The organism is Streptomyces inhibens (genome assembly GCF_003389455.1).
In the GTDB taxonomy this organism is placed as follows: domain Bacteria; phylum Actinomycetota; class Actinomycetes; order Streptomycetales; family Streptomycetaceae; genus Streptomyces; species Streptomyces inhibens.
Genome location: NZ_QUAC01000077.1, coordinates 20,596 through 39,814 on the forward strand (window position 1 = coordinate 20,596; position 19,219 = coordinate 39,814).

Here is a 19,219-nt window from a genome sequence, read left to right on the forward strand (position 1 = left end):
TGTTCCCGTACGGGCGGTCACGGCTGCTGCGCGAGCCCCGACTGCCGCTGAAGTTGTCCATACAGGTTCACCGGGCGCATCCTTCGCGCGTCGGCCAACTCCCGCGGTGCGTCAGCCGAATTGACGGCTGTGACCACACACTTCCGTGACTCACTGCTTATGGCTGCGCTCGTTCTGTCACTCTGTCGGTGGCGCATCCGGCGCTGTAGCGGAGTTGCTCGGGAGTTGCTCAATGAGGACGACCACTTCGTCTCAACGGGACGACAACGTCACGGCGACGCGCACGACGTTGACGGGAGGGTCCCGCGGTGGACCCGCCGCCGGGCCTGCCCCCGGGCCCGCCGCCCGTGCCCTGCGGGCCAGTCTGCCCGGGGACCCGCAGGCCGCTGCCGCCGCCCGGCGGTTCGTCCGGGCCGCGTTCACCTGCTGGGCCGACCGCAGGCTGCCCGGCGCGGAGGGCCTCACCGACCGGCTCGCCGACGAAGCGGTGCTGCTGGTCAGCGAGCTGGTGACGAACGCGGTGGTGCACGCGGGTACCGCCGTCGAGCTGCGCTGCCGGCTGGACCCGGCGCCGGAGCAGGAGCCGTACGGGGTGTTCTGCCCGGAGGTGGAAACCGCGCCGGGCGCGTGCCCCGAAGCCGGCGTCGTCATCGAGGTCTCCGACCGCCACCCCACGCAGCCGATCCGCGCCCGCGACGAGAGCGCCGCGGCCGAAGGCAGCGGCCATGGACTGCAGCTGATCAGTGCGGTCGCGGAATCCTGGGGCATCACCTACCGCCGGGCCATGAAGACCGTATGGTTCCGGCTGCCCGTGGAGGCCCCGGACGGCGGCGGGGAGCCGGAGCTCGCCTTCGACGACCGGCTGCTGCAGCGCGGACTGCGGGCCGCCGAACTCCTCGCCCCGGCGCCGCGCCGGGCCGCCCGGCAGGAATGCGACGCCGACCGGGTCGACAACGGCGCCCTCTCCTTCCTCGCCGAGGCCTCCGACCTGCTCTCCGGCCAGCTCGACGCCGATCAAGTCGCCTCGCTCGCCGCCCAGTTGATCGTGCCGCGGCTCGCCGACTGGTGTGCCGTATGGCTCTACGACGGCGACGGCGGCGCCCCCGGCCGGGGCATCGCACAGGCCGGCGAGGAACAGCGGCTCGCCCGCGTCTGGCACACCAGCGAGGGCCGGATCGACTCCCTGCGTACCGCACTGGAGAAACAGCCGCCCGAACTCCCGGGCGGCCTCCCGTCCGGCAGCGCACCCACCGCGGCCCCCTGGCCCTGGCCGCAGGAACCGAGCGGCTACGAGCCCCCGGGCGCGGCCCTGGCCTGCCCCCTGGTCGCCGGCGGCCGCCGGCTCGGCACGCTGCTGCTCGGCCGGGGCGGTCTGCTGCGCTTCCCCGACGAGGTGGTCGGGTTGATCGAGGACCTGTGCCGGCGGGTCGCCCGCGCCGTGGCCACCGCCCGCGCGTACAGCCGCCAGGAGCGCATCAGCCAGGTCCTGCAGCGCCGGCTGCTGCCCCCCGGCCGGGCGCAGGTGCCCGGCGTGGAATCGGCGGTGGTCTACGAACCGCGCGAGGGCGCCTGGGCGGGCGGCGACTTCTGGGACCTCTTCGACGCCGGCGACGGCCGCTGGTGCTTCGCGCTCGGCGATGTCTGCGGCAGCGGCCCCGAGGCGGCCGCGGTGACCGGGCTGGCCCGGCCGGTGCTGCGGCTGCTGGCCCGCGACGGCTTCGGTGTCGCGGCGGTGCTCGACCGGCTCAACAAGACCATGGCCCGGGAGGCGGCGGACTCCGTCGCGGCGGTCGCGGCCGCGGTGGCGGCGGCCGGCGCCGGGGCGGAGGCGCCGGTGGAGATCCGCGAGGAGGGCGAACAGGCCCGCTTCCTGTCCCTGCTCTACGGCGAGATCGTGCCCCATCCCGACGGCTTGGGCGGCGCCCGCTGCACCCTCGCCAGCGCCGGCCACCCCCTGCCGCTGGTGCTGGGCGCGGACGGCGCGGTCCGGGTCGTCGCGGCGCCGCAGATGCTGCTGGGGGTGGTCGAGGACGCGGCGTACGTCAGCGAATCGTTCGACCTCTGCCCGGGGGAGACCCTGCTGTGTGTGACGGACGGGGTGACCGAGCGCCGCTCGGGGCGGCGGCTCTTCGACGACGAGGACGGTCTGGCCACGGCCCTCGCCGCCGGCGCCGGCCTGAGCGCCACCGCCCTCGCCGACCACATCCGCCACACCGTCCACGCCTTCGACCCGACCCCGCCCGACGACGACCTGGCGCTGCTGGTCCTCCAGGCCGCGGGGAACGGGGTGGCGTAGGGCGCATCGGCGGCCGGAACCGGAACCGTCTCCCATGACGGACAATGGTTCCCATGCCTTCCGCACTGCCTGATGGTGAGCCGATGCCCGAGGACGGGGCGCTGCCCGGTCATGCGCTGGCGGGGGCGGCCGGGCGGCCCCTCGGCTTCTATCTGCATGTGCCGTACTGCGCGACCCGCTGCGGCTACTGCGACTTCAACACCTACACCGCGAGCGAGCTGCGCGGCTCCGGCGGCGCCCTGGCCTCCCGCGACAACTACGCCGACACCCTCGTGGCGGAGATCCGGCTGGCCCGCAAGGTGCTGGGCGACGACCCGCGCCCGGTCGAGACGGTCTTCGTCGGCGGTGGCACCCCGACCCTGCTGCCCGCCGCCGACCTCGGCCGCATGCTGGCCGCCATCCGCGAGGAATTCGGCCTCGCGCCCGGCGCCGAGATCACCACCGAGGCCAACCCCGAGTCCGTCGACCCCCGCTACCTCTCCGAGCTGCGCGCGGGCGGCTTCAACCGGGTCTCCTTCGGCATGCAGAGCGCGCGGCAGCACGTCCTCAAGATCCTCGACCGTACGCACACCCCGGGCCGCCCCGAGGCCTGCGTCGCCGAGGCCCGCGCGGCCGGCTTCGACCACGTCAACCTCGATCTGATCTACGGCACGCCCGGCGAGAGCGACGACGACTGGCGGGCGTCCCTCGACGCCGCCCTCGGCGCCGGCCCCGACCACATCTCCGCCTACGCCCTGATCGTCGAGGAGGGCACCCAGCTTGCCCGCCGGATCCGCCGCGGCGAGGTCCCGATGACCGACGACGATGTGCACGCCGACCGCTATCTCATCGCCGACGAACGCCTCGCCGCGGCCGGTTTCACCTGGTACGAGGTCTCCAACTGGGCCACCACCGAGGCCGCCCGCTGCCGCCACAACGAGCTGTACTGGACCGGCGCCGACTGGTGGGGCGCGGGCCCCGGCGCCCACAGCCACGTAGGCGGCGTCCGCTGGTGGAACGTCAAGCACCCCGGCGCCTACGCCCAGGCCCTCACCGAAGGACGCTCCCCGGGCGCCGGCCGTGAGCTCCTGGCGGACGAGGACCGCCGCGTCGAACGGATCCTGCTGGAGCTGCGGCTGTCGGAGGGTTGCCCGCTGGACCTGCTGGCCCCGGCGGGGGCGCGGGCCGCGGAGCGGGCGCTGGGGGAGGGGCTGCTGGAGGCCGGGCCTTACGAGGAGGGCCGGGCGGTACTGACACTCCGCGGGCGGCTGCTTGCTGACGCCGTGGTGCGGGATCTGGTGGACTGATTCTCGAACGAGTGAACCGATGCGATGGGCCTGCGGCCCCGCCTAGGCTGTTCCTAGCCTGTGCCGTATATACGGCGACGGGAAACGGAGGCCACGGAGATGACCGCTGTGGATGAACGCCGGATGATGAAGCTCTTCGAGAATCTTGACGTTCCCGAGGGCATCAAGATCGAGCTCCTCCGGGGGAATATCGTGATGATGGCGGGGCCGGATGTGGTCCACAACGACATCGTGGAAGCTGTCGTGGACCAATTTCCGAGGAAGAAGTGGCGGCGTCTGCAAACCCAGGATGTCGCGCTTCCGCAAGAGTCAAGCGAGCCCCAGCCAGACCTCGTGCTGGTGGAACGCGGATCCGGACCGGACTCCGGGCGGTTGATGCCGCCCGAGGTGATCAGAATGGTCGTCGAGGTTGTCTCCAAGACCAGCGTTGATCATGACTATGTCATCAAGCGCTCGATTTACGCGGCAGGCAAGCTTCCCATCTACCTGATCATCGATCCCATCGTGGCCCACTGCGTCCTGCTCACCGGGCCCATTGGCACGGGGGAGACCGCCGACTATCGGTCGCAGTCGATCTACAAGTTTGGCGACCCCGTGCCGTTGGATCAGCTGGATTTCGTGCTCGACACCAGCGAGTTCCGGACCCTCGCCGACGTCAGGCGCCACCGCCGGCCGTAACAAAGTCGATCAACTCCTCGACCCGCCCGAGGAGTTGCGGCTCCAGATCTTTATATGACCGCACACACGACAGGATCCGCTGCCAGGCCGCGCCCGTGTTCTCCGGCCAGCCCAGCGCCCGGCACACCCCCGTCTTCCAGTCCTGGCCGTGCGGAACGGTCGGCCAGGCGGGAATCCCGACCGAGGACGGCTTCACCGCCTCCCAGACGTCGATGTACGGGTGGCCGACGACCAGCGCATGATCACCGGTCACCTCGGCGGCGATACGGGACTCCTTCGAGCCGGGCACGAGATGGTCGACGAGGACGCCGAGGCGGGCGTCCGGGCCGGGGGAGAAGCTGCGGACGATCGCCGGGAGGTCGTCGATGCCCTCCAGGTACTCCACGACGACGCCCTCGATGCGCAGATCGTCGCCCCACACCCGCTCGACCAGTTCGGCGTCGTGCCGGCCTTCCACATAGATGCGCCCGGCGCGTGCGACCCGGGCGCGGGCGCCGGGGACGGCGAGTGAGCCGGACGCCGTACGGGCCGGACCGCTCGGCGCCGGCCGGTTCTGCGGGCGTACGAGGGTGACCACCTTGCCCTCCAGGAGGAAGCCGCGCGGAGTCATCGGGAAGACGCGGTGCTTGCCGAAGCGGTCCTCCAGGGTGACCGTCGGGCCCTCGGCCGTCTTCTCGCAGCGGATCACGGCGCCGCAGAAGCCCGAGCCGACCTCCTCGACGACCAGGTCGGGGTCGGCCGGTACCTCGGGGGCGGGGCGCTGCTTCTTCCAGGCAGGGGTGAGGTCGGGGCTGTAGCGCTTGCTGTGCATGGGGGCCTGTCTGTCCGGGTCGGGGGCGGGGGCAGGAGGGGGTTCAGGAAGGGGTGACGCCGAAGCGGGTGGCGAGGGCGTTGCGCTGGGCGCGGACGAAGCGGGCGTCCACCACGGCGCCGTGGCCGGGGACGTACACCGCGTCCTCGCCTCCGAGGGCGAGCAGCCGGTCCAGAGCGGCGGGCCACTGCTGCGGCAGCGCGTCCGGGCCCGCGCTGGGCTCGCCGGACTCCTCCACCAGGTCACCGCAGAAGACGATCTCCGGGGCGCCGTGTTTGCCGGGCACCAGGACGGCCAGATCGTGGGCGGTGTGACCGGGGCCGACGTTGGCGAGCAGCACCTGCCGGTCGCCGAGCTCGACGGTCAGCTGGCCGTGTACGTGGTGGTGCGGGGCGACGAGCAGATCGGCGGCCTCGGCTGCGGCGTCCCGGTCGACGCCGTGCCGCATCGCGTCGTGCCGCAGCTCGTCCTTGCCGCGGCGCAGCAGATCACCGAGGCCGGCCGCGCCGAACACCTCGACGCCCGCGAAGGCGGCGGTGCCCAGCACATGATCGAAGTGCGGATGGGTGAGCGCGACATGCGTCACTTCCCGGCCGAGCACGCCGCGGATCGCGCGGCGCAGATCCGCGCCGTCGCGGATGGTCGCCCCGGTATCGACGATCATGACGCCGGTGGCACCGGCGATCACGCCGATCGTCTCGTCCCAGCCCGGCATCCGGCGCCTGGCGACACCTTCACCGAGCCCTTCCCAACCGGCCTCTTCCCAAGCAGTGTGCATACCGAGACGCTAGCTCCATCGCGATAGCGTTGCCCGACAGATCGACCGAACACGGTCATCGGGTGAGTGCTCCGCGCGGCCGCCCTTGCCGTGGCCGTGCTACCCGGCCGTACACTGGCTCCGGGTCTGGCACTCGGCCCGGGTGAGTGCCAGGAAGAGACGAGACGGCAGGACGGCCGGACTGGAGGTGCGCGGGATGCTCAGTGAACGCAGGCTGGAGGTGCTGCGCGCCATCGTTCAGGACTATGTCGGAACGGAGGAGCCGGTCGGCTCCAAGGCGCTCACCGAACGCCATCAGCTGGGGGTCTCCCCGGCCACCATCCGCAACGACATGGCGGCGCTGGAGGACGAGGGATTCATCGCCCAGCCGCACACGAGCGCCGGGCGGATCCCGACCGACAAGGGCTATCGCCTCTTCGTCGACAAGCTGGCCGGCGTCAAACCGCTGTCCAGCCCCGAGCGGCGGGCGATCCAGAATTTCCTGGACGGCGCCGTCGACCTCGACGATGTCGTCGGCCGCACGGTCCGGCTGCTGGCGCAGCTGACCCGGCAGGTGGCGGTCGTGCAGTACCCGTCCCTGACGCGGTCCACGGTCCGCCATGTCGAGCTGCTGGCGCTGGCCCCGGCCCGGGTGATGCTCGTACTCATCACGGACACCGGACGGGTCGAGCAGCGGCTCATCGACTGCCAGACGCCGTTCGGTGAGACCTCCTTGGCAGATCTGCGGGCGCGGCTCAACAGCCGGGTCGTGGGGCGCCGGTTCGCGGATGTTCCGCAGTTGGTGCAGGATCTCCCGGAGTCCTTCGAGCAGGACGACCGCGGCACGGTCTCGACAGTGCTGTCGGTGTTGCTGGAGACTTTGGTGGAGGAGACCGAAGAGCGGCTGATGATCGGCGGTACCGCCAATCTCACGCGCTTCGGTCACGATTTCCCACTGACCATCCGGCCGGTGCTGGAGGCTCTTGAGGAGCATGTGGTGCTGCTCAAGCTGCTCGGGGAGGCCAAGGACTCGGGCATGACCGTACGTATCGGGCATGAGAATGCCCATGAAGGCCTGACGTCCACATCGGTCGTCGCGGTCGGCTACGGTTCGGGCGACGAGGCAGTCGCCAAACTCGGCGTGGTCGGACCGACCCGCATGGACTACCCCGGAACGATGGGAGCGGTACGCGCAGTGGCACGTTACGTCGGACAAATCCTCGCGGAGTCGTAAGTGGCCACGGATTACTACTCGGTCCTCGGTGTCGGCCGCGATGCCTCGCAGGACCAGATCAAGAAGGCCTTCCGTCGGCTGGCGCGCGAGCTGCACCCGGACGTGAACCCGGATCCCAAGACCCAGGAGCGGTTCAAGGAGATCAACGCCGCTTACGAGGTCCTGTCGGATCCGCAGAAGAAGCAGGTCTACGACCTGGGCGGCGACCCCCTCTCGCAGGCGGGCGGCGGCGCGGGCGCGGGCGGCTTCGGGGCGGGCTTCGGCAACTTCTCCGACATCATGGACGCGTTCTTCGGCACGGCCTCGCAGCGCGGACCGCGCTCGCGCACCCGCCGTGGCCAGGACGCCATGATCCGGCTCGACATCGAGCTGAACGAAGCGGCCTTCGGCACCACCAAGGACATCCAGGTCGACACCGCCGTCGTGTGTACGACGTGCAGTGGCGAGGGCGCGGCGCCGGGCACCTCGGCGCAGACCTGTGACATGTGCCGCGGCCGCGGTGAGGTCTCGCAGGTCACCCGGTCCTTCCTCGGCCAGGTCATGACGTCCCGGCCGTGTCCGCAGTGCCAGGGCTTCGGCACGGTCGTGCCGACGCCGTGCCCCGAGTGCGCCGGCGACGGACGGATCCGGTCCCGCCGCACCCTGACGGTCAAGATCCCGGCCGGTGTCGACAACGGCACCCGCATCCAGCTCGCGGGCGAGGGCGAGGTCGGCCCCGGCGGCGGCCCCGCCGGCGATCTCTACGTCGAGATCCATGAGCTGCCGCACCAGGTCTTCCAGCGGCGCGGCGACGATCTGCACTGCACGGTCACCATCCCGATGACGGCGGCCTCACTGGGCACGAAGTGTCCGCTGGAGACGCTCGACGGGGTGGAGGAGATCGACGTCCGGCCCGGCACCCAGTCCGGTCAGTCGATCCCGCTGCACCAGCGCGGGGTGACGCATCTGCGCGGCGGCGGCCGTGGCGATCTCATCGTCCATGTCGAGGTGCAGACGCCGTCCAAGCTCGACCCCGAGCAGGAGGAGCTGCTGCGCCGGCTGGCCAAGCTCCGCGGCGAGGAGCGGCCCACCGGGCAGTTTCAGCCGGGGCAGCAGGGGCTCTTCTCGCGCCTCAAGGACGCGTTCAACGGGCGGTAGACCGGGCGCCGATGGCCCCGGGGAGTGACCCCGGGAGGACGCCATACCGGGCGGTAGGTCAAGCCCGCCCGGGTTCGGGACGAGGCGGTGGGCGTGACACGATGTGCTCATGCCCACCGCACCGACCGATCTCTGCCGCTATCCGATCGTGCAGGCCCCGATGGCGGGAGGCGGCTCCGGACCCGAGCTTGCCGCCGCCGTCTGCGGCGCCGGCGGTCTCGGCTTCCTTGCCGCCGGTTACAAGACCGCCGACGGCATGTATCAGGAGATCAAACAGCTGCGCGGGCTGGCCGACCGGCCCTTCGGCGTCAATCTCTTCATGCCGCAGCCCACCCTGGCCGACAGCTCCGTCGTCGAGGTCTACCGTGAGCAGCTCGCGGGCGAGGCCACCTGGTACGAGACCGAGCTCGGTGACACCGACGGGCCCACCGACGACGGCTACGAGGCCAAGCTCGCCATCCTGCGGGAAGACCCGGTGCCGGTGGTGTCCTTCACCTTCGGCTGCCCCTCGCGCGCCGTCCTCGACGCCTTCGCCAAGGTCGGTACGTACACGGTCGTCACGGTCACCACGGCGGCCGAGGCACAGGCCGCGCAGTGGTCGGGCGCGGACGCGGTGTGTGTGCAGGGCGTGGAGGCGGGCGGCCATCAGGGCACCCACCGGGACGATCCGCATGCGGACGGGACCGGCGCGGGGCTGGGGCTGCTGGCGCTGCTCGGCCAGGTCCGTGAGGCCGTGCAGATCCCGGTGATCGCCGCGGGCGGACTGATGCGCGGGGCGCAGATCGCGGCGGTGCTGGCCGCCGGGGCGTCGATGGCGCAGCTGGGCACCGCCTTCCTCGCCACCCCCGAGTCGGGTGCCAATCCGCTGCACAAGCAGGCGCTGACCAACCCCCTGTTCACCCATACCGAGTTGACCCGGGCGTTCTCCGGGCGGCCGGCCCGCGGGCTGGTGAACCGCTTCATGCGCGAGCACGGCCCGTACGCGCCCGCCGCCTATCCTGCCGTCCACTACCTCACCTCCACCGTGCGCAAGGCCGCGGCCAAGGCGGGCGACGCGCAGGGCCTGAACCTCTGGGCGGGGCAGGGGCACCGGCTGGCGCGGGAGCTGCCCGCCGGGCAGCTCATGGAGGTCCTGGCGGCCGAACTCGACGCCGCGCGCGCCGCGTTGAACCTCCCTCACGCCGGCAGCGCCTCATGACCGCGCCGGTCTTCCTCGTCGACTCGCTCGCGGACGTACGGGCAGGCAGAACGCTGACCCTGGACGGCCCCGAGGGCCGGCACGCGGTGTCGGTGCGCCGGCTGCGGGTCGGTGAAGAGGTGGTGCTGACGGACGGCCACGGCGTCGGCGCCCAGGGCTCGGTCGCCGCCGTGGAGGGCAAGGACCGGCTCACCGTCGCGGTCGCGGAGCTGTGCACCGAGGAGCCGCCGAACCCCACGATCACCGTCGTCCAGGCGCTGCCCAAGGGCGACCGGGGCGAGCTGGCCGTCGAGACGATGACCGAGACCGGTGTGGACGCCATCGTGCCCTGGGCGGCGGCGCGTTGTGTCACCCAGTGGAAGGGTGAGCGGGCCGCCAAATCGCTGGGCAAATGGCGTGCCACCGCCCGCGAGGCGGGCAAGCAGTCGCGCCGGCTGACCTTCCCCGAGGTCGCGGACCCGCTGACGACGAAGCAGGTGGCGGCGCTGCTCGCCGACGCCGACTTCGCCGCCGTCCTCCACGAGGAAGGCAGCTCCCCGCTCGCCACCGCCGAACTCCCCGCCACCGGCCGCATCGTGCTCGTCGTCGGGCCCGAGGGCGGCGTCTCCCCGGAGGAGCTCACCGCCTTCGCCGAGGCCGGCGCCCAGCCCTACCGCCTCGGCCCGACCGTCCTGCGCACCTCCACGGCAGGCACCGCGGCGACGGCCCTCCTGCTGGGGCGCACGGGGCGCTGGAACTAGAGCCTGTCCGGCACTGATCCACCGGACAGGCCCGAGAGCCTGTCGGGCGGACCATGGCCGATAGGTCCAAGAGCCTGTCGCGGGACCGCCCCGAAGGGCCGTGCCGCCGCTCAGTCGGCCGGTCGCACGATCGCGCCCGCCGTCGCGACCAGCTCCGTGAGGCTGCCGGCGAACGTCGGCAGAAGCCGGAGGCAGACCGTCCAGGCCTCGACGTCGGTGCCCAGATGCTCATCGGTGAGCGCAGCGGCGTACGCCCGGAGCTGCTGCCGGTCTTCTTGCCGGCCGGGGGAGTCGAGGGCGCGTATGAGGTGGGACAGGGCCGTTCGCGCGGGGGCCGAGCGGGTCAGCAGGTCCTCGGGGGTGAGCGCGCCGCGGTCGAGGGCCGGCTGGATACACGAGTGGTGGTAGTGACTGTCCTCGGGGGTGTGGGCCAGGAATTCCAGCAGCAGCTCGCGCGGGCAGTCGGCGCGCTCCGCGAGCGCCTCCGGGAGCCCGCGCGTCAGCTCGCCGGACCGGTACGCCTCCCGCAGCGCCGCCCAGGGGAGCACGATGCCGTCGCCGGTCAGCTTGTGCGGCTGCTGGCCGGCGTCGTAGGCCGGGGTCTTGTTGAGGAACGCCACCAGCTTGGCCGGGTCCTCCTCGGCGGCCAGTCGGGCGCGCAGCCGCGCCAGGCCGTCGGGGGCATCGAGGGCCTGCTCGGTCTGCCGGCGCAGGGTGACCGGGAGCCGGTCCATCGCCAGGATCTCGCGCACCGCGTCCGGCCCGCTGCGCTCCCATACGGCGATCAGCAGCCGCAGCCGGGCCGCCGGTATCCGGAGCTTCAGCCGCTCCATGAGCTTGCGGGCCACGCCCAGGTCACCGGATTCCAGGCCCGCGACGAGCCAGTGCCGGTAATGGCCGAGGTTGACCTCGTCCAGCGCCCGCAGCAGCTCGTCGGGGACGGTACGGGTGCCTCCGCCGCGCAGCCGGCCGGCGAGCATCCGCTCCCGCTCCCGCTGGTCGATGCGGCAGTGGAGGAAGAGAGCGGCGTCCACCCGCGGTTCGTCGAGATCGAGGAGGTGGGCGAGCTCCTCGGGGGAGAGGGAGTCGGTGGAGGCCTGTGAGACCGGCGCCGACACACCATGGGCGGCCACCACCGCGTCCCGGACGGCCGGGGCCGGCTCGCCGTACACCAGGAGGTGCTGCACGGCACGCGCGTCGAAGTGCGGTACGACGGCGATCTGCGCCTCCTGGGAGGCGCACTCGAAGAGGCGGAGGAACGCGGCCCGGGACGCCTCGGGGGCGGTTGCGGGGAACACCGCCTCCAGAGGATGCGGCCAGGTGGTGTTGCGCTTCTTGCGGGAGGTGGCCGAGGCGGCGTCGGCGATCAGCTCGGCGACGCTGCCCCGGGCGCGCCCCGTCCGCGCGTAGCACGTCAGCCAGTTGACCGGGTCCGTGCCGAGCCGGTCGGCCAGGGCGGCGAGGGCCTTGCGGGTCGGCTCGTGGTCGTACGGCAGGGAACGGAGCACCTCGGCCGCCGGCGTCACTTCGGTCAGGACGCGGTCCACGGACAGCCGGCCCTCGCGGATGCCGCGCCCGAGAACCTCCTCGAAGCGCAGCGTGCCCGCCCGCGCCTCGGCCCCCACCAGCGCCTCGAAGGGCAGCTCGGCGGCGAGCCGCGCGGTGATCATCGGGTGCTCGCGGAAGCTCTCCATGACCAGGTCGTGGGGGCAGCCCTCCCACCCGATGAGCCCGAGCAGCCGGTTGCCGCTCCGATGCCTTGAGCCATGACGGGTCTCCGTCCCGAAGGGCAGGCGGGCGTGCTCGCGCCGGACGAGCTCCCAGTCGAGGCCGTCGGGCTTCGCCGGAGAGCCGTGGCCGTCCCGGACCATCAGCAGCGCCTGCAACGCGGCGGGGTCGGTCCACTCGCCGGCCGGCCGGCGCTCGCGCAGGAAGGATTCCGGGTCGGCGGCGGCCGCGGCCGACCGCATCAGATCCAGCAGCCCGGGGTGGCCCAGATCGATGTCCGGGGCCTCCTCGACGGCACGGACGAACGCGGCGAGCCCTTCGCCACCGGCCAGTTGCACCAGGGCGATACCGGCGTCGAGCGCGGCCGGCAGCGGGAGGTTCGGCGCCAGCCGGACCAGGGAGTAGGCGATCAGCGCGGGGAACGGGCCGGTCAGCGCCGGTGCGAGCTCGACTCCGGTCGCCTCCTCCTGGAGCAGCGGAACGAGCCCGTCCTCCTCGTACCAGCGCGGGTCCGACGGGTCGGCGGCGCGCAGAACCGCCGCCAGCAGGCCCGGGATGTCCTTCACACGCCGCGGGTGCTGCGAGGCGGGGCGGTACCGCGCGTCCCACAGGGCACGGGCGATCGCCGGGTCGCCGGTCTCCGCCGCCCGCAGGAGGAACGCCTCGTGGTCGGCGGCCATCGCGGCGCGCAGCGAGGCGCCGCCCGGTCCGACCAGCTCGGCCACGACCTCTTCCGGCAGCCCGAACCGGTCGGAGAGCGCGGCCAGCAGCTCCGGGCGCAGCCGCTCGGCCAGCGCATCGGCGGTGTCCGGGCCGGCGAGCCGCAGTGCCTGGCGGAGCGCGGTGGAGGAGCTGGTGGTCACGTGGTGGATCCCTTCGCGGAGCGGGCGTGCGGCCGTCCACGGAGCGGCGTTGTGCCGTCCGTACGAAAAGATCGTGGCATGCCCCACTGACAACGCGGCGGTGCGCCGACCGGCCCTCAGAGGCCCGTCGGCGCACCGCCGTTCACACACAGGGGCCGGACCCGGCCGGCCTCCCGTCAGACCAGTGCGGCGTCCAGCGTGATGTTCTTGACGCCCGCCAGCGCCTGGCTCACCGGGCAGTTGGCCTTGGCGTCCTGGGCCGCCGCCTGGAACTCCTCCTCGGACAGACCGGGGACGCTGGCCCTGACGGTCAGCGCGATGGCGGTGATGCCCTCACCGGGCTGGAAGGTGACATCGGCCTGGGTGTCCAGGGCCGCGACGGTGTAGCCCTTGCCCGCCAGGCCGTGCGAGAAGGCCATGGAGTAGCAGGAGGAGTGGGCCGCCGCGATGAGCTCCTCGGGGCTGGTGACGCCGTTGGGCTGCTCCGCGCGGGCGGGCCAGTTCACGTCGTACGTACCGACCTTGGAGGACTCCAGGGCGACGGTGCCCTTGCCCTCCAGGAGGTTGCCTTCCCAGTGGGTCTTGGCGGTGCGCGTGGTTGCCATGGTGCATAACTCCCGGTTGTGGGCGAAAGCTGTTCTGCGGGCCAGCTTAGTGATCCTCGGGCCCCGCGCCCTGCCGATCCGCCCCCGGCCGGGTCGGGGCGCCCCTCCCGGCGCACGGGCAGGTGGGACGGGGAGCCGCCCCTCCGGCCCACGGCCGCTGCAACGCCCCGTCGGGGTCGCCCGGTAGCATCCGAGGCCGTACGCACCGTGCGTAGGACGGATGACCCGGGAGGAGCCACCGGTGGCGGGAGAACCGCAGGCCGACTGCCTGTTCTGCAAGATCGTGGCAGGGGAGGTGCCGGCGACCATCGTCCGGGAGACCGAGACCACCGTCGCGTTCCGCGACATCAACCCCCAGGCACCGACGCACGTTCTGGTGATCCCCAAGGTGCACTACCCGGACGCCGCGACCCTCGCCGTCGCCGAACCGCAGGTCATCGCCGACATACTGCGTGAGTCCCGCGAGGTCGCCGCCGAGGACAAGGTCGAGGACCGGGGCTACCGGGTCGTCTTCAACACCGGCGCCGGCGCGGGCCAGACCGTCTTCCACGCACATCTGCACGTGCTCGGCGGCCGCGGCCTCCAGTGGCCCCCCGGATAACCGATCGTGTCCGTACGTGAACTGGTCGTCCTCGGCACCGCAAGCCAGGTACCCACCCGGCACCGCAACCACAACGGCTATCTGCTGCGGTGGGACGGCCAAGGGCTGCTCTTCGACCCTGGCGAGGGGACGCAGCGCCAGATGCTGCGCGCAGGGGTCGCGGCCCACGACCTCAACCGGATCTGCGTCACGCACTTCCACGGTGACCACTCGCTGGGCCTGGCCGGGGTGATCCAGCGGATCAACCTGGACTGGGTGCCGCACCCGATCACCGCGCACTACCCGGCCAGCGGGCAGCACTTCTTCGACCGGCTGCGCTATGCCACCGCGTACCGCGAGACGGTCCGGCTGGTCCAGCGGCCGGTCGCCGTCGACGGTGAGCTGGACCGCTCGAAGTCGTACGTCCTGGAGGCGCGCCGGCTCTCGCACCCCGTCGAGTCCTACGGCTACCGCCTCGTGGAGCCGGACTCGCGGCGGATGCTGCCGGAGCGGCTGGCGGCACACGGCATCACCGGGCCGGACATCGGGCGGCTCCAGCGGCTCGGCGAGCTGAACGGCGTCACCCTCGACGAGGTGAGCGAGGAGCGCCCCGGCCAGCGGTTCGCGTTCGTCATGGACACCCGGCTGTGCGAGGGCGTGCATGCGCTCGCGGAGGGGGTGGACATGCTCGTCATCGAGTCGACGTTCCTGGACGAGGACATCCAACTGGCGGTGGACCACGGCCACTTGACCGCCGGGCAGGCCGCGGAAGTGGCTGCCAAGGCGGGCGTACGGCATCTTGTGCTGACGCACTTCTCGCAGCGCTACGCCGACCCGATGGAGTTCGAGCGGCAGGCACGCGCAGCGGGCTACACCGGCGAACTGACCATCGCCCAGGACCTGCTGCGCGTGCCCCTGCCCAAACGGCGCTGAGCGCCCGGCGTACGGGCTGCGGCTACGGGCTCCGGCTACGGAAGGAAGTACATCGGGTTCGGCAGCTTGAACGTCCGGTCGCCGGCGCCGCCGTTCAGATCGCTGTACTGGTCCCCGAAGTTGGCGACGATGTTGTAGCCGAGGGACTCGATGTGCTTGCGGGTGCCCGACTTGTACTCGACGGTCGTGCAGGTGGCACCGCAGGGCAGGTACGCCGGCGGGTGCTCCTTGTCCTTCAGGTAGACGTGCGTGCGGTCCAGCGGCACGCCGTAGCCGACGTTCTTGAGGTTGCGCACGCTCCAGTCGCGCTGCGCCTCCTTGCGGCCGGTGATGAAGAAGACCTCGGCGCCCTTGTCGTGCGCCCAGTTGACGAGCCGGTCCATGCCGAAGACCGGGTCCATGTCGGTGTTCGCGAGGTACTTGTCCTGGCTCTCCGGGGTGAAGTGGAAGCCCACCTGGAGCTCGTAGTTGTAGGTGAGCAGGGTGGTGTCGTCCATGTCGAGGACGATGGCGGGCCTGGCCTGCTTGCCGTCCTTGGAGTGCCGCGCGAGCGCCTTGGACAGATAGGTGCGGGCCTTGGCCTCGATGCCGCGGACCTGGCGGGCGTAGTTGCTCTGCGGGGAGGCGTAGTGCTCTCCGTCGGCCGTCACCGTGTCGCCGTAGTACGCCTTGATCTTGTCCTGCACCTGAGTGAGGTTGGGGATCTCCTTGTCGGTGCGCGGCACGGAGTGTTCGGCGGTGGCCTGGCCGATGCCGAACACGGCGGTACCGGCGACGACGGCGGCGACCGTTGTGGCGCCGAGGCGGGCGCGGCGGGAGAGGGCGGGACGGGGCATGCGCGGCTCCTTCAACTGGCATGAGTGTGGACTCAGGTAGGTCTAACAGAGCCTCATTTCTGTATCTACGCGCGCAGATTCAACGGTTGGTAAAGGCTCGGCGGGGCGGGCCCGTCGCGACCCTGTGCCGGTGCGGTCGCGGGTATTGACGGCCGGGAAGCGCGCTCCGTAACCTCCTTCTGCATTTGTAGACACCATCTACATATGAAAACAGCGGGACAGTGGCACACGCGCACAGGCGCAGGGAACCAGCGCCCTCGACCTCGTAGGAGCCCCGGATGACCGACTCCAAGCACGGCCTCACCATCACCGAGGTCCGGCTCACCCCGATCCTGGTGGCCGATCCGCCGCTGCTGAACACCCAGGGAGTACATCAGCCGTACACCCCCCGGCTGATCATCGAGCTGATCACCGAGGGCGGCGCCACCGGGCTCGGCGAGACCTACGGGGACACCAAGTACCTTGATCTGGCCCGCCCGTTGGCCGCTGCGCTGATCGGCCGGTCGGTCACGGATCTGAACGGGCTGCCCGCCCTCGCCGCCGAGGTGTGCGGTGACTCGCCGGCCGCGACCGGTGCCGACGCCGTGGACGTCGGGGGGCTGCGCGGCGTACAGACCGCCGACAAGCTGCGCCTCTCCGTCCTCTCCGGTTTCGAGGTCGCCTGCCTCGACGCCTGGGGCCGGGCCACCGGACTGCCGGTTCATGCCCTTCTCGGCGGCAAGGTCCGCGACCGCGTGGAGTACAGCGCCTATCTCTTCTACCGGTGGGCCGAGCACCCGGGCGGCCGCGGCGAGCGCGACGACTGGGGCGCGGCGCTCGACCCGGCCGGCGTCGTCGCCCAGGCCCGCCGGTTCGCCGACACCTACGGCTTCACGTCCTTCAAGCTCAAGGGCGGGGTCTTCGAACCCGCGCAGGAGGTGGCGGCGGTCAAGGCGCTGGCCGCCGCGTTCCCCGGACAGCCGCTGCGGCTCGACCCGAACGGCGCCTGGACGGTGGCGACTTCGCTGACGGTTGCGGACCAGCTGCGAGGCGTCCTGGAATACCTGGAGGACCCGGCGAGCGGCACGGACCGGATGGCGGAGGTGGCCGCCGCCACACCGCTCCCGCTCGCCACCAATATGTGCGTCACGACCTTCGACGAGATCGCCGGGGCCTTCACCCGCGGCGCCGTCCAGGTCGTGCTCTGCGACCACCACTACTGGGGCGGGCTGCGCAACACCCGTGAACTCGCCGCCGTCTGCCGCACCTTCGGCGTCGGCCTGTCCATGCACTCCAACACCCATCTGGGCATCAGCCTCGCCGCGATGACCCAGGTTGCGGCGACCGTGCCCCACCTCGACCACGCCTGCGACAGCCACTACCCCTGGCAGACCGAGGACGTCCTCACCGAGCGGCTCACCTTCCGCGACGGCGGGCTGGACGTCGGCGACGCCCCCGGCCTCGGCGTCGAACTCGACCACGAGCGGCTCGCCACGCTGCACCGCCGCTGGCTGGCCGACGACGGCAGCCACCGCGACCGCGACGACGCCGCCGCCATGCGCCTCGCCGACCCGCACTGGACCGCCCCCACCGTTCCGCGCTGGTGACCCCGGGGCGGGCCCGCCCCCGAGGCCCTCGGCGTCGCGCTGATCCGCGGCGGCGGGCGCATCGAGCGGGCGCGCGGCCGGCGACCGGGCAGCGGAGATCATGGACCCGGCCTGGGTCCTGTGCGCGGTCGCCCCGCCCGCGTACGGTGAGGCACGGCTAGTGGCAGTGCGCCACAGTGGTCCCGTACGTGATCTTTGAAAGGGGCTGTTCCGATGGCACAGGAAGTGCGCGGCGTCATTGCGCCGGGGAAGAACGAACCGGTCCGGGTGGAGACCATCCTGGTGCCGGATCCGGGTCCCGGCGAGGCCGTGGTGAAGATCCAGGCGTGCGGGGTGTGCCACACCGATCTGCACTACAAGCAGGGCGGCATCAACGACGACTTCCCGTTCCTGCTCGGCCACGAGGCGGCCGGGGTGGTGGAGTCGGTCGGTGCCGGGGTCACGGAGGTGGCGCCGGGCGACTTCGTCGTCCTCAACTGGCGGGCGGTGTGCGGACAGTGCCGGGCATGTCTGCGCGGGCGTCCCCAGTACTGCTTCGATACGCACAACGCGCAGCAGAAGATGACGCTGAAGGACGGCACCGAGCTGAGCCCCGCGCTCGGCATCGGCGCCTTCGCCGACAAGACGCTGGTCGCCGCCGGTCAGTGCACCAAGGTCGACCCGGAGGTCTCGCCCGCGGTGGCGGGGCTGCTGGGCTGCGGGGTGATGGCGGGCATCGGCGCCGCCCTCAACACCGGCGGCGTCGGGCGGGGCGACTCGGTGGCCGTGATCGGCTGCGGCGGCGTCGGTGATGCGGCCGTGGTGGGTGCCCGGCTGGCCGGTGCGGCCAAGATCATCGCGGTGGACATCGACGACCGCAAGCTGGAGACCGCGCGCTCCATGGGCGCCACCCACACCCTCAACTCCCGCACCACCGACCCCGTCGAGGCGATCCGCGAGCTGACCGGCGGCTTCGGCGCGGATGTCGTCATCGACGCGGTCGGCCGCCCCGAGACGTACAAGCAGGCGTTCTACGCCCGCGACCTGGCCGGGACCGTCGTCCTGGTGGGCGTCCCCACCCCGGAGATGACCCTGGAACTTCCCCTGCTGGACGTCTTCGGCCGCGGCGGCGCCCTCAAGTCCTCCTGGTACGGCGACTGTCTGCCCTCCCGCGACTTCCCGATGCTGATCGATCTCCACCAGCAGGGGCGCATCGACCTCGGCGCCTTCGTCACCGAGACCATCGGCATCGAGGACGTGGAGCAGGCCTTCGAGCGGATGCATGCGGGCGATGTCCTGCGTTCGGTGGTGACGTTCTGATGGCGGCCCGCATCGACCACCTGGTCACCTCCGGAACCTTCTCGCTCGACGGCGGCACCTGGGACGTCGACAACAACGTATGGATCGTCGGCGATGACGAAGAGGCGATCGTCATCGACGCCGCCCATGACGCCGACGCCATCCTCCAGGCCCTCGACGGCCGGACGCTGCGCGCGATCATCTGCACCCATGCCCACAACGACCACATCGACGCCGCCCCGGCGCTGGCCAACCGCACCGGCGCCCGGATCCATCTGCACCCCGCAGACCTGCCGTTGTGGAAGCAGACCCACCCGGACACGGCGCCGGACGCGGAGTTGGCGGAGGGGCAGGTCCTGACCATTGCCGGTACGGATCTGACCGTGCTGCACACCCCGGGCCATGCGCCCGGCGCAGTCTGCCTCTACGCCCCCGACCTGGGCACCGTCTTCACCGGCGACACCCTCTTCCAGGGCGGCCCGGGTGCCACCGGCCGGTCCTTCTCGGACTTCCCGACGATCGTCGCCTCGATCCGGGACCGGCTGCTGACCCTGCCGCCGGAGACGGTGGTACGCACCGGACACGGCGATCCGACGACGATCGGGGAGGAGGCGCCGCACCTGGACGAGTGGCTCAAGCGCGGCCACTGAGCGGCAGCAACCGGGCAGGGACG

17 protein-coding genes are annotated in these 19,219 nt (G+C 71.9%); 12 read left to right on the forward strand and 5 right to left on the reverse strand.

The genetic code is table 11. The annotated features are described in order from the left end of the window. The first annotated feature begins 232 nt into the window (after positions 1 to 232). The 3 genes from DY245_RS10805 to DY245_RS10815 all read left to right on the forward strand — a co-directional run bounded on the left by DY245_RS10805 (position 233) and on the right by DY245_RS10815 (position 4,260). Positions 233 to 2,296, forward strand: coding sequence for an ATP-binding SpoIIE family protein phosphatase (locus DY245_RS10805; RefSeq protein WP_128506035.1), 2,064 nt, complete (start codon positions 233 to 235; stop codon positions 2,294 to 2,296). A 53-nt stretch (positions 2,297 to 2,349) separates the two neighbouring features. After that, the gene (hemW, locus tag DY245_RS10810) at positions 2,350 to 3,582 is read left to right on the forward strand and encodes a radical SAM family heme chaperone HemW (protein ID WP_128506037.1); all 1,233 of its coding nucleotides are present in this window, start codon (positions 2,350 to 2,352) and stop codon (positions 3,580 to 3,582) included. A gap of 99 nt (positions 3,583 to 3,681) precedes the next feature. Next, complete coding sequence (locus tag DY245_RS10815) at positions 3,682 to 4,260, forward strand: Uma2 family endonuclease (RefSeq protein ID WP_128506039.1); 579 nt, start codon at positions 3,682 to 3,684, stop codon at positions 4,258 to 4,260. Here DY245_RS10815 and DY245_RS10820 read toward each other — a convergent pair. Both DY245_RS10820 and DY245_RS10825 read right to left on the reverse strand, forming a co-directional pair. Then, the gene (locus DY245_RS10820) at positions 4,238 to 5,071 is read right to left on the reverse strand and encodes a DUF3097 domain-containing protein (RefSeq protein WP_128506041.1); all 834 of its coding nucleotides are present in this window, start codon (positions 5,069 to 5,071) and stop codon (positions 4,238 to 4,240) included. The genes DY245_RS10815 and DY245_RS10820 overlap by 23 nt on opposite strands. Positions 5,072 to 5,114: 43 nt before the next feature. Continuing rightward, positions 5,115 to 5,849, reverse strand: coding sequence for an MBL fold metallo-hydrolase (locus tag DY245_RS10825; protein WP_128506044.1), 735 nt, complete (start codon positions 5,847 to 5,849; stop codon positions 5,115 to 5,117). Between the two features lie 196 nt (positions 5,850 to 6,045). Between DY245_RS10825 and hrcA the strand changes: the two genes are divergently transcribed. The 4 genes from hrcA (at position 6,046) to DY245_RS10845 (ending at position 10,137) form a co-directional block, all read left to right on the forward strand. Continuing rightward, positions 6,046 to 7,062: a heat-inducible transcriptional repressor HrcA gene (gene hrcA / locus DY245_RS10830; RefSeq protein WP_128506046.1), complete on the forward strand. Its 1,017-nt coding sequence runs from the start codon at positions 6,046 to 6,048 to the stop codon at positions 7,060 to 7,062. Further along, on the forward strand, positions 7,063 to 8,199 hold the full coding sequence (gene dnaJ, locus DY245_RS10835) for a molecular chaperone DnaJ (protein ID WP_128506048.1): 1,137 nt from the start codon (positions 7,063 to 7,065) through the stop codon (positions 8,197 to 8,199). A 109-nt stretch (positions 8,200 to 8,308) separates the two neighbouring features. Next, the gene (locus tag DY245_RS10840; protein WP_128506050.1) at positions 8,309 to 9,397 is read left to right on the forward strand and encodes a nitronate monooxygenase; all 1,089 of its coding nucleotides are present in this window, start codon (positions 8,309 to 8,311) and stop codon (positions 9,395 to 9,397) included. Then, positions 9,394 to 10,137, forward strand: a complete 744-nt coding sequence (locus DY245_RS10845; RefSeq protein WP_128506052.1) for a 16S rRNA (uracil(1498)-N(3))-methyltransferase — start codon at positions 9,394 to 9,396, stop codon at positions 10,135 to 10,137. Before DY245_RS10840 ends, DY245_RS10845 begins: the two co-directional genes overlap by 4 nt. A gap of 110 nt (positions 10,138 to 10,247) precedes the next feature. Here the strand turns inward: DY245_RS10845 and DY245_RS10850 are convergent, their stop codons facing one another. Both DY245_RS10850 and DY245_RS10855 read right to left on the reverse strand, forming a co-directional pair. After that, positions 10,248 to 12,728, reverse strand: coding sequence for a hypothetical protein (locus DY245_RS10850; RefSeq protein WP_128506054.1), 2,481 nt, complete (start codon positions 12,726 to 12,728; stop codon positions 10,248 to 10,250). 176 nt (positions 12,729 to 12,904) lie between these two features. Then, the gene (locus DY245_RS10855) at positions 12,905 to 13,333 is read right to left on the reverse strand and encodes an OsmC family protein (protein ID WP_128506056.1); all 429 of its coding nucleotides are present in this window, start codon (positions 13,331 to 13,333) and stop codon (positions 12,905 to 12,907) included. A gap of 241 nt (positions 13,334 to 13,574) precedes the next feature. Between DY245_RS10855 and DY245_RS10860 the strand changes: the two genes are divergently transcribed. Beyond that, on the forward strand, positions 13,575 to 13,934 hold the full coding sequence (locus DY245_RS10860) for a histidine triad nucleotide-binding protein (protein ID WP_128506059.1): 360 nt from the start codon (positions 13,575 to 13,577) through the stop codon (positions 13,932 to 13,934). A gap of 6 nt (positions 13,935 to 13,940) precedes the next feature. After that, positions 13,941 to 14,846 (forward strand): ribonuclease Z, encoded by a 906-nt coding sequence (locus tag DY245_RS10865; protein ID WP_128506062.1) that lies wholly within the window; start codon positions 13,941 to 13,943, stop codon positions 14,844 to 14,846. Between the two features lie 35 nt (positions 14,847 to 14,881). On the opposite strand, the gene DY245_RS10870 is transcribed toward DY245_RS10865, so the two are convergent. Next, positions 14,882 to 15,682: an HAD family acid phosphatase gene (locus DY245_RS10870; RefSeq protein ID WP_128506064.1), complete on the reverse strand. Its 801-nt coding sequence runs from the start codon at positions 15,680 to 15,682 to the stop codon at positions 14,882 to 14,884. A gap of 278 nt (positions 15,683 to 15,960) precedes the next feature. Between DY245_RS10870 and DY245_RS10875 the strand changes: the two genes are divergently transcribed. From DY245_RS10875 to DY245_RS10885, 3 genes are all read left to right on the forward strand, one after another. Beyond that, positions 15,961 to 17,268: an enolase C-terminal domain-like protein gene (locus DY245_RS10875; protein WP_128506066.1), complete on the forward strand. Its 1,308-nt coding sequence runs from the start codon at positions 15,961 to 15,963 to the stop codon at positions 17,266 to 17,268. Between the two features lie 213 nt (positions 17,269 to 17,481). Further along, positions 17,482 to 18,567: an S-(hydroxymethyl)mycothiol dehydrogenase gene (locus DY245_RS10880; RefSeq protein WP_128506068.1), complete on the forward strand. Its 1,086-nt coding sequence runs from the start codon at positions 17,482 to 17,484 to the stop codon at positions 18,565 to 18,567. Further along, entirely contained in the window at positions 18,567 to 19,196 is a 630-nt protein-coding gene (locus tag DY245_RS10885) for an MBL fold metallo-hydrolase (protein ID WP_128506071.1), read from the forward strand. The genes DY245_RS10880 and DY245_RS10885 overlap by 1 nt, the downstream gene beginning before the upstream one ends. Positions 19,197 to 19,219: the final 23 nt, after the last annotated feature.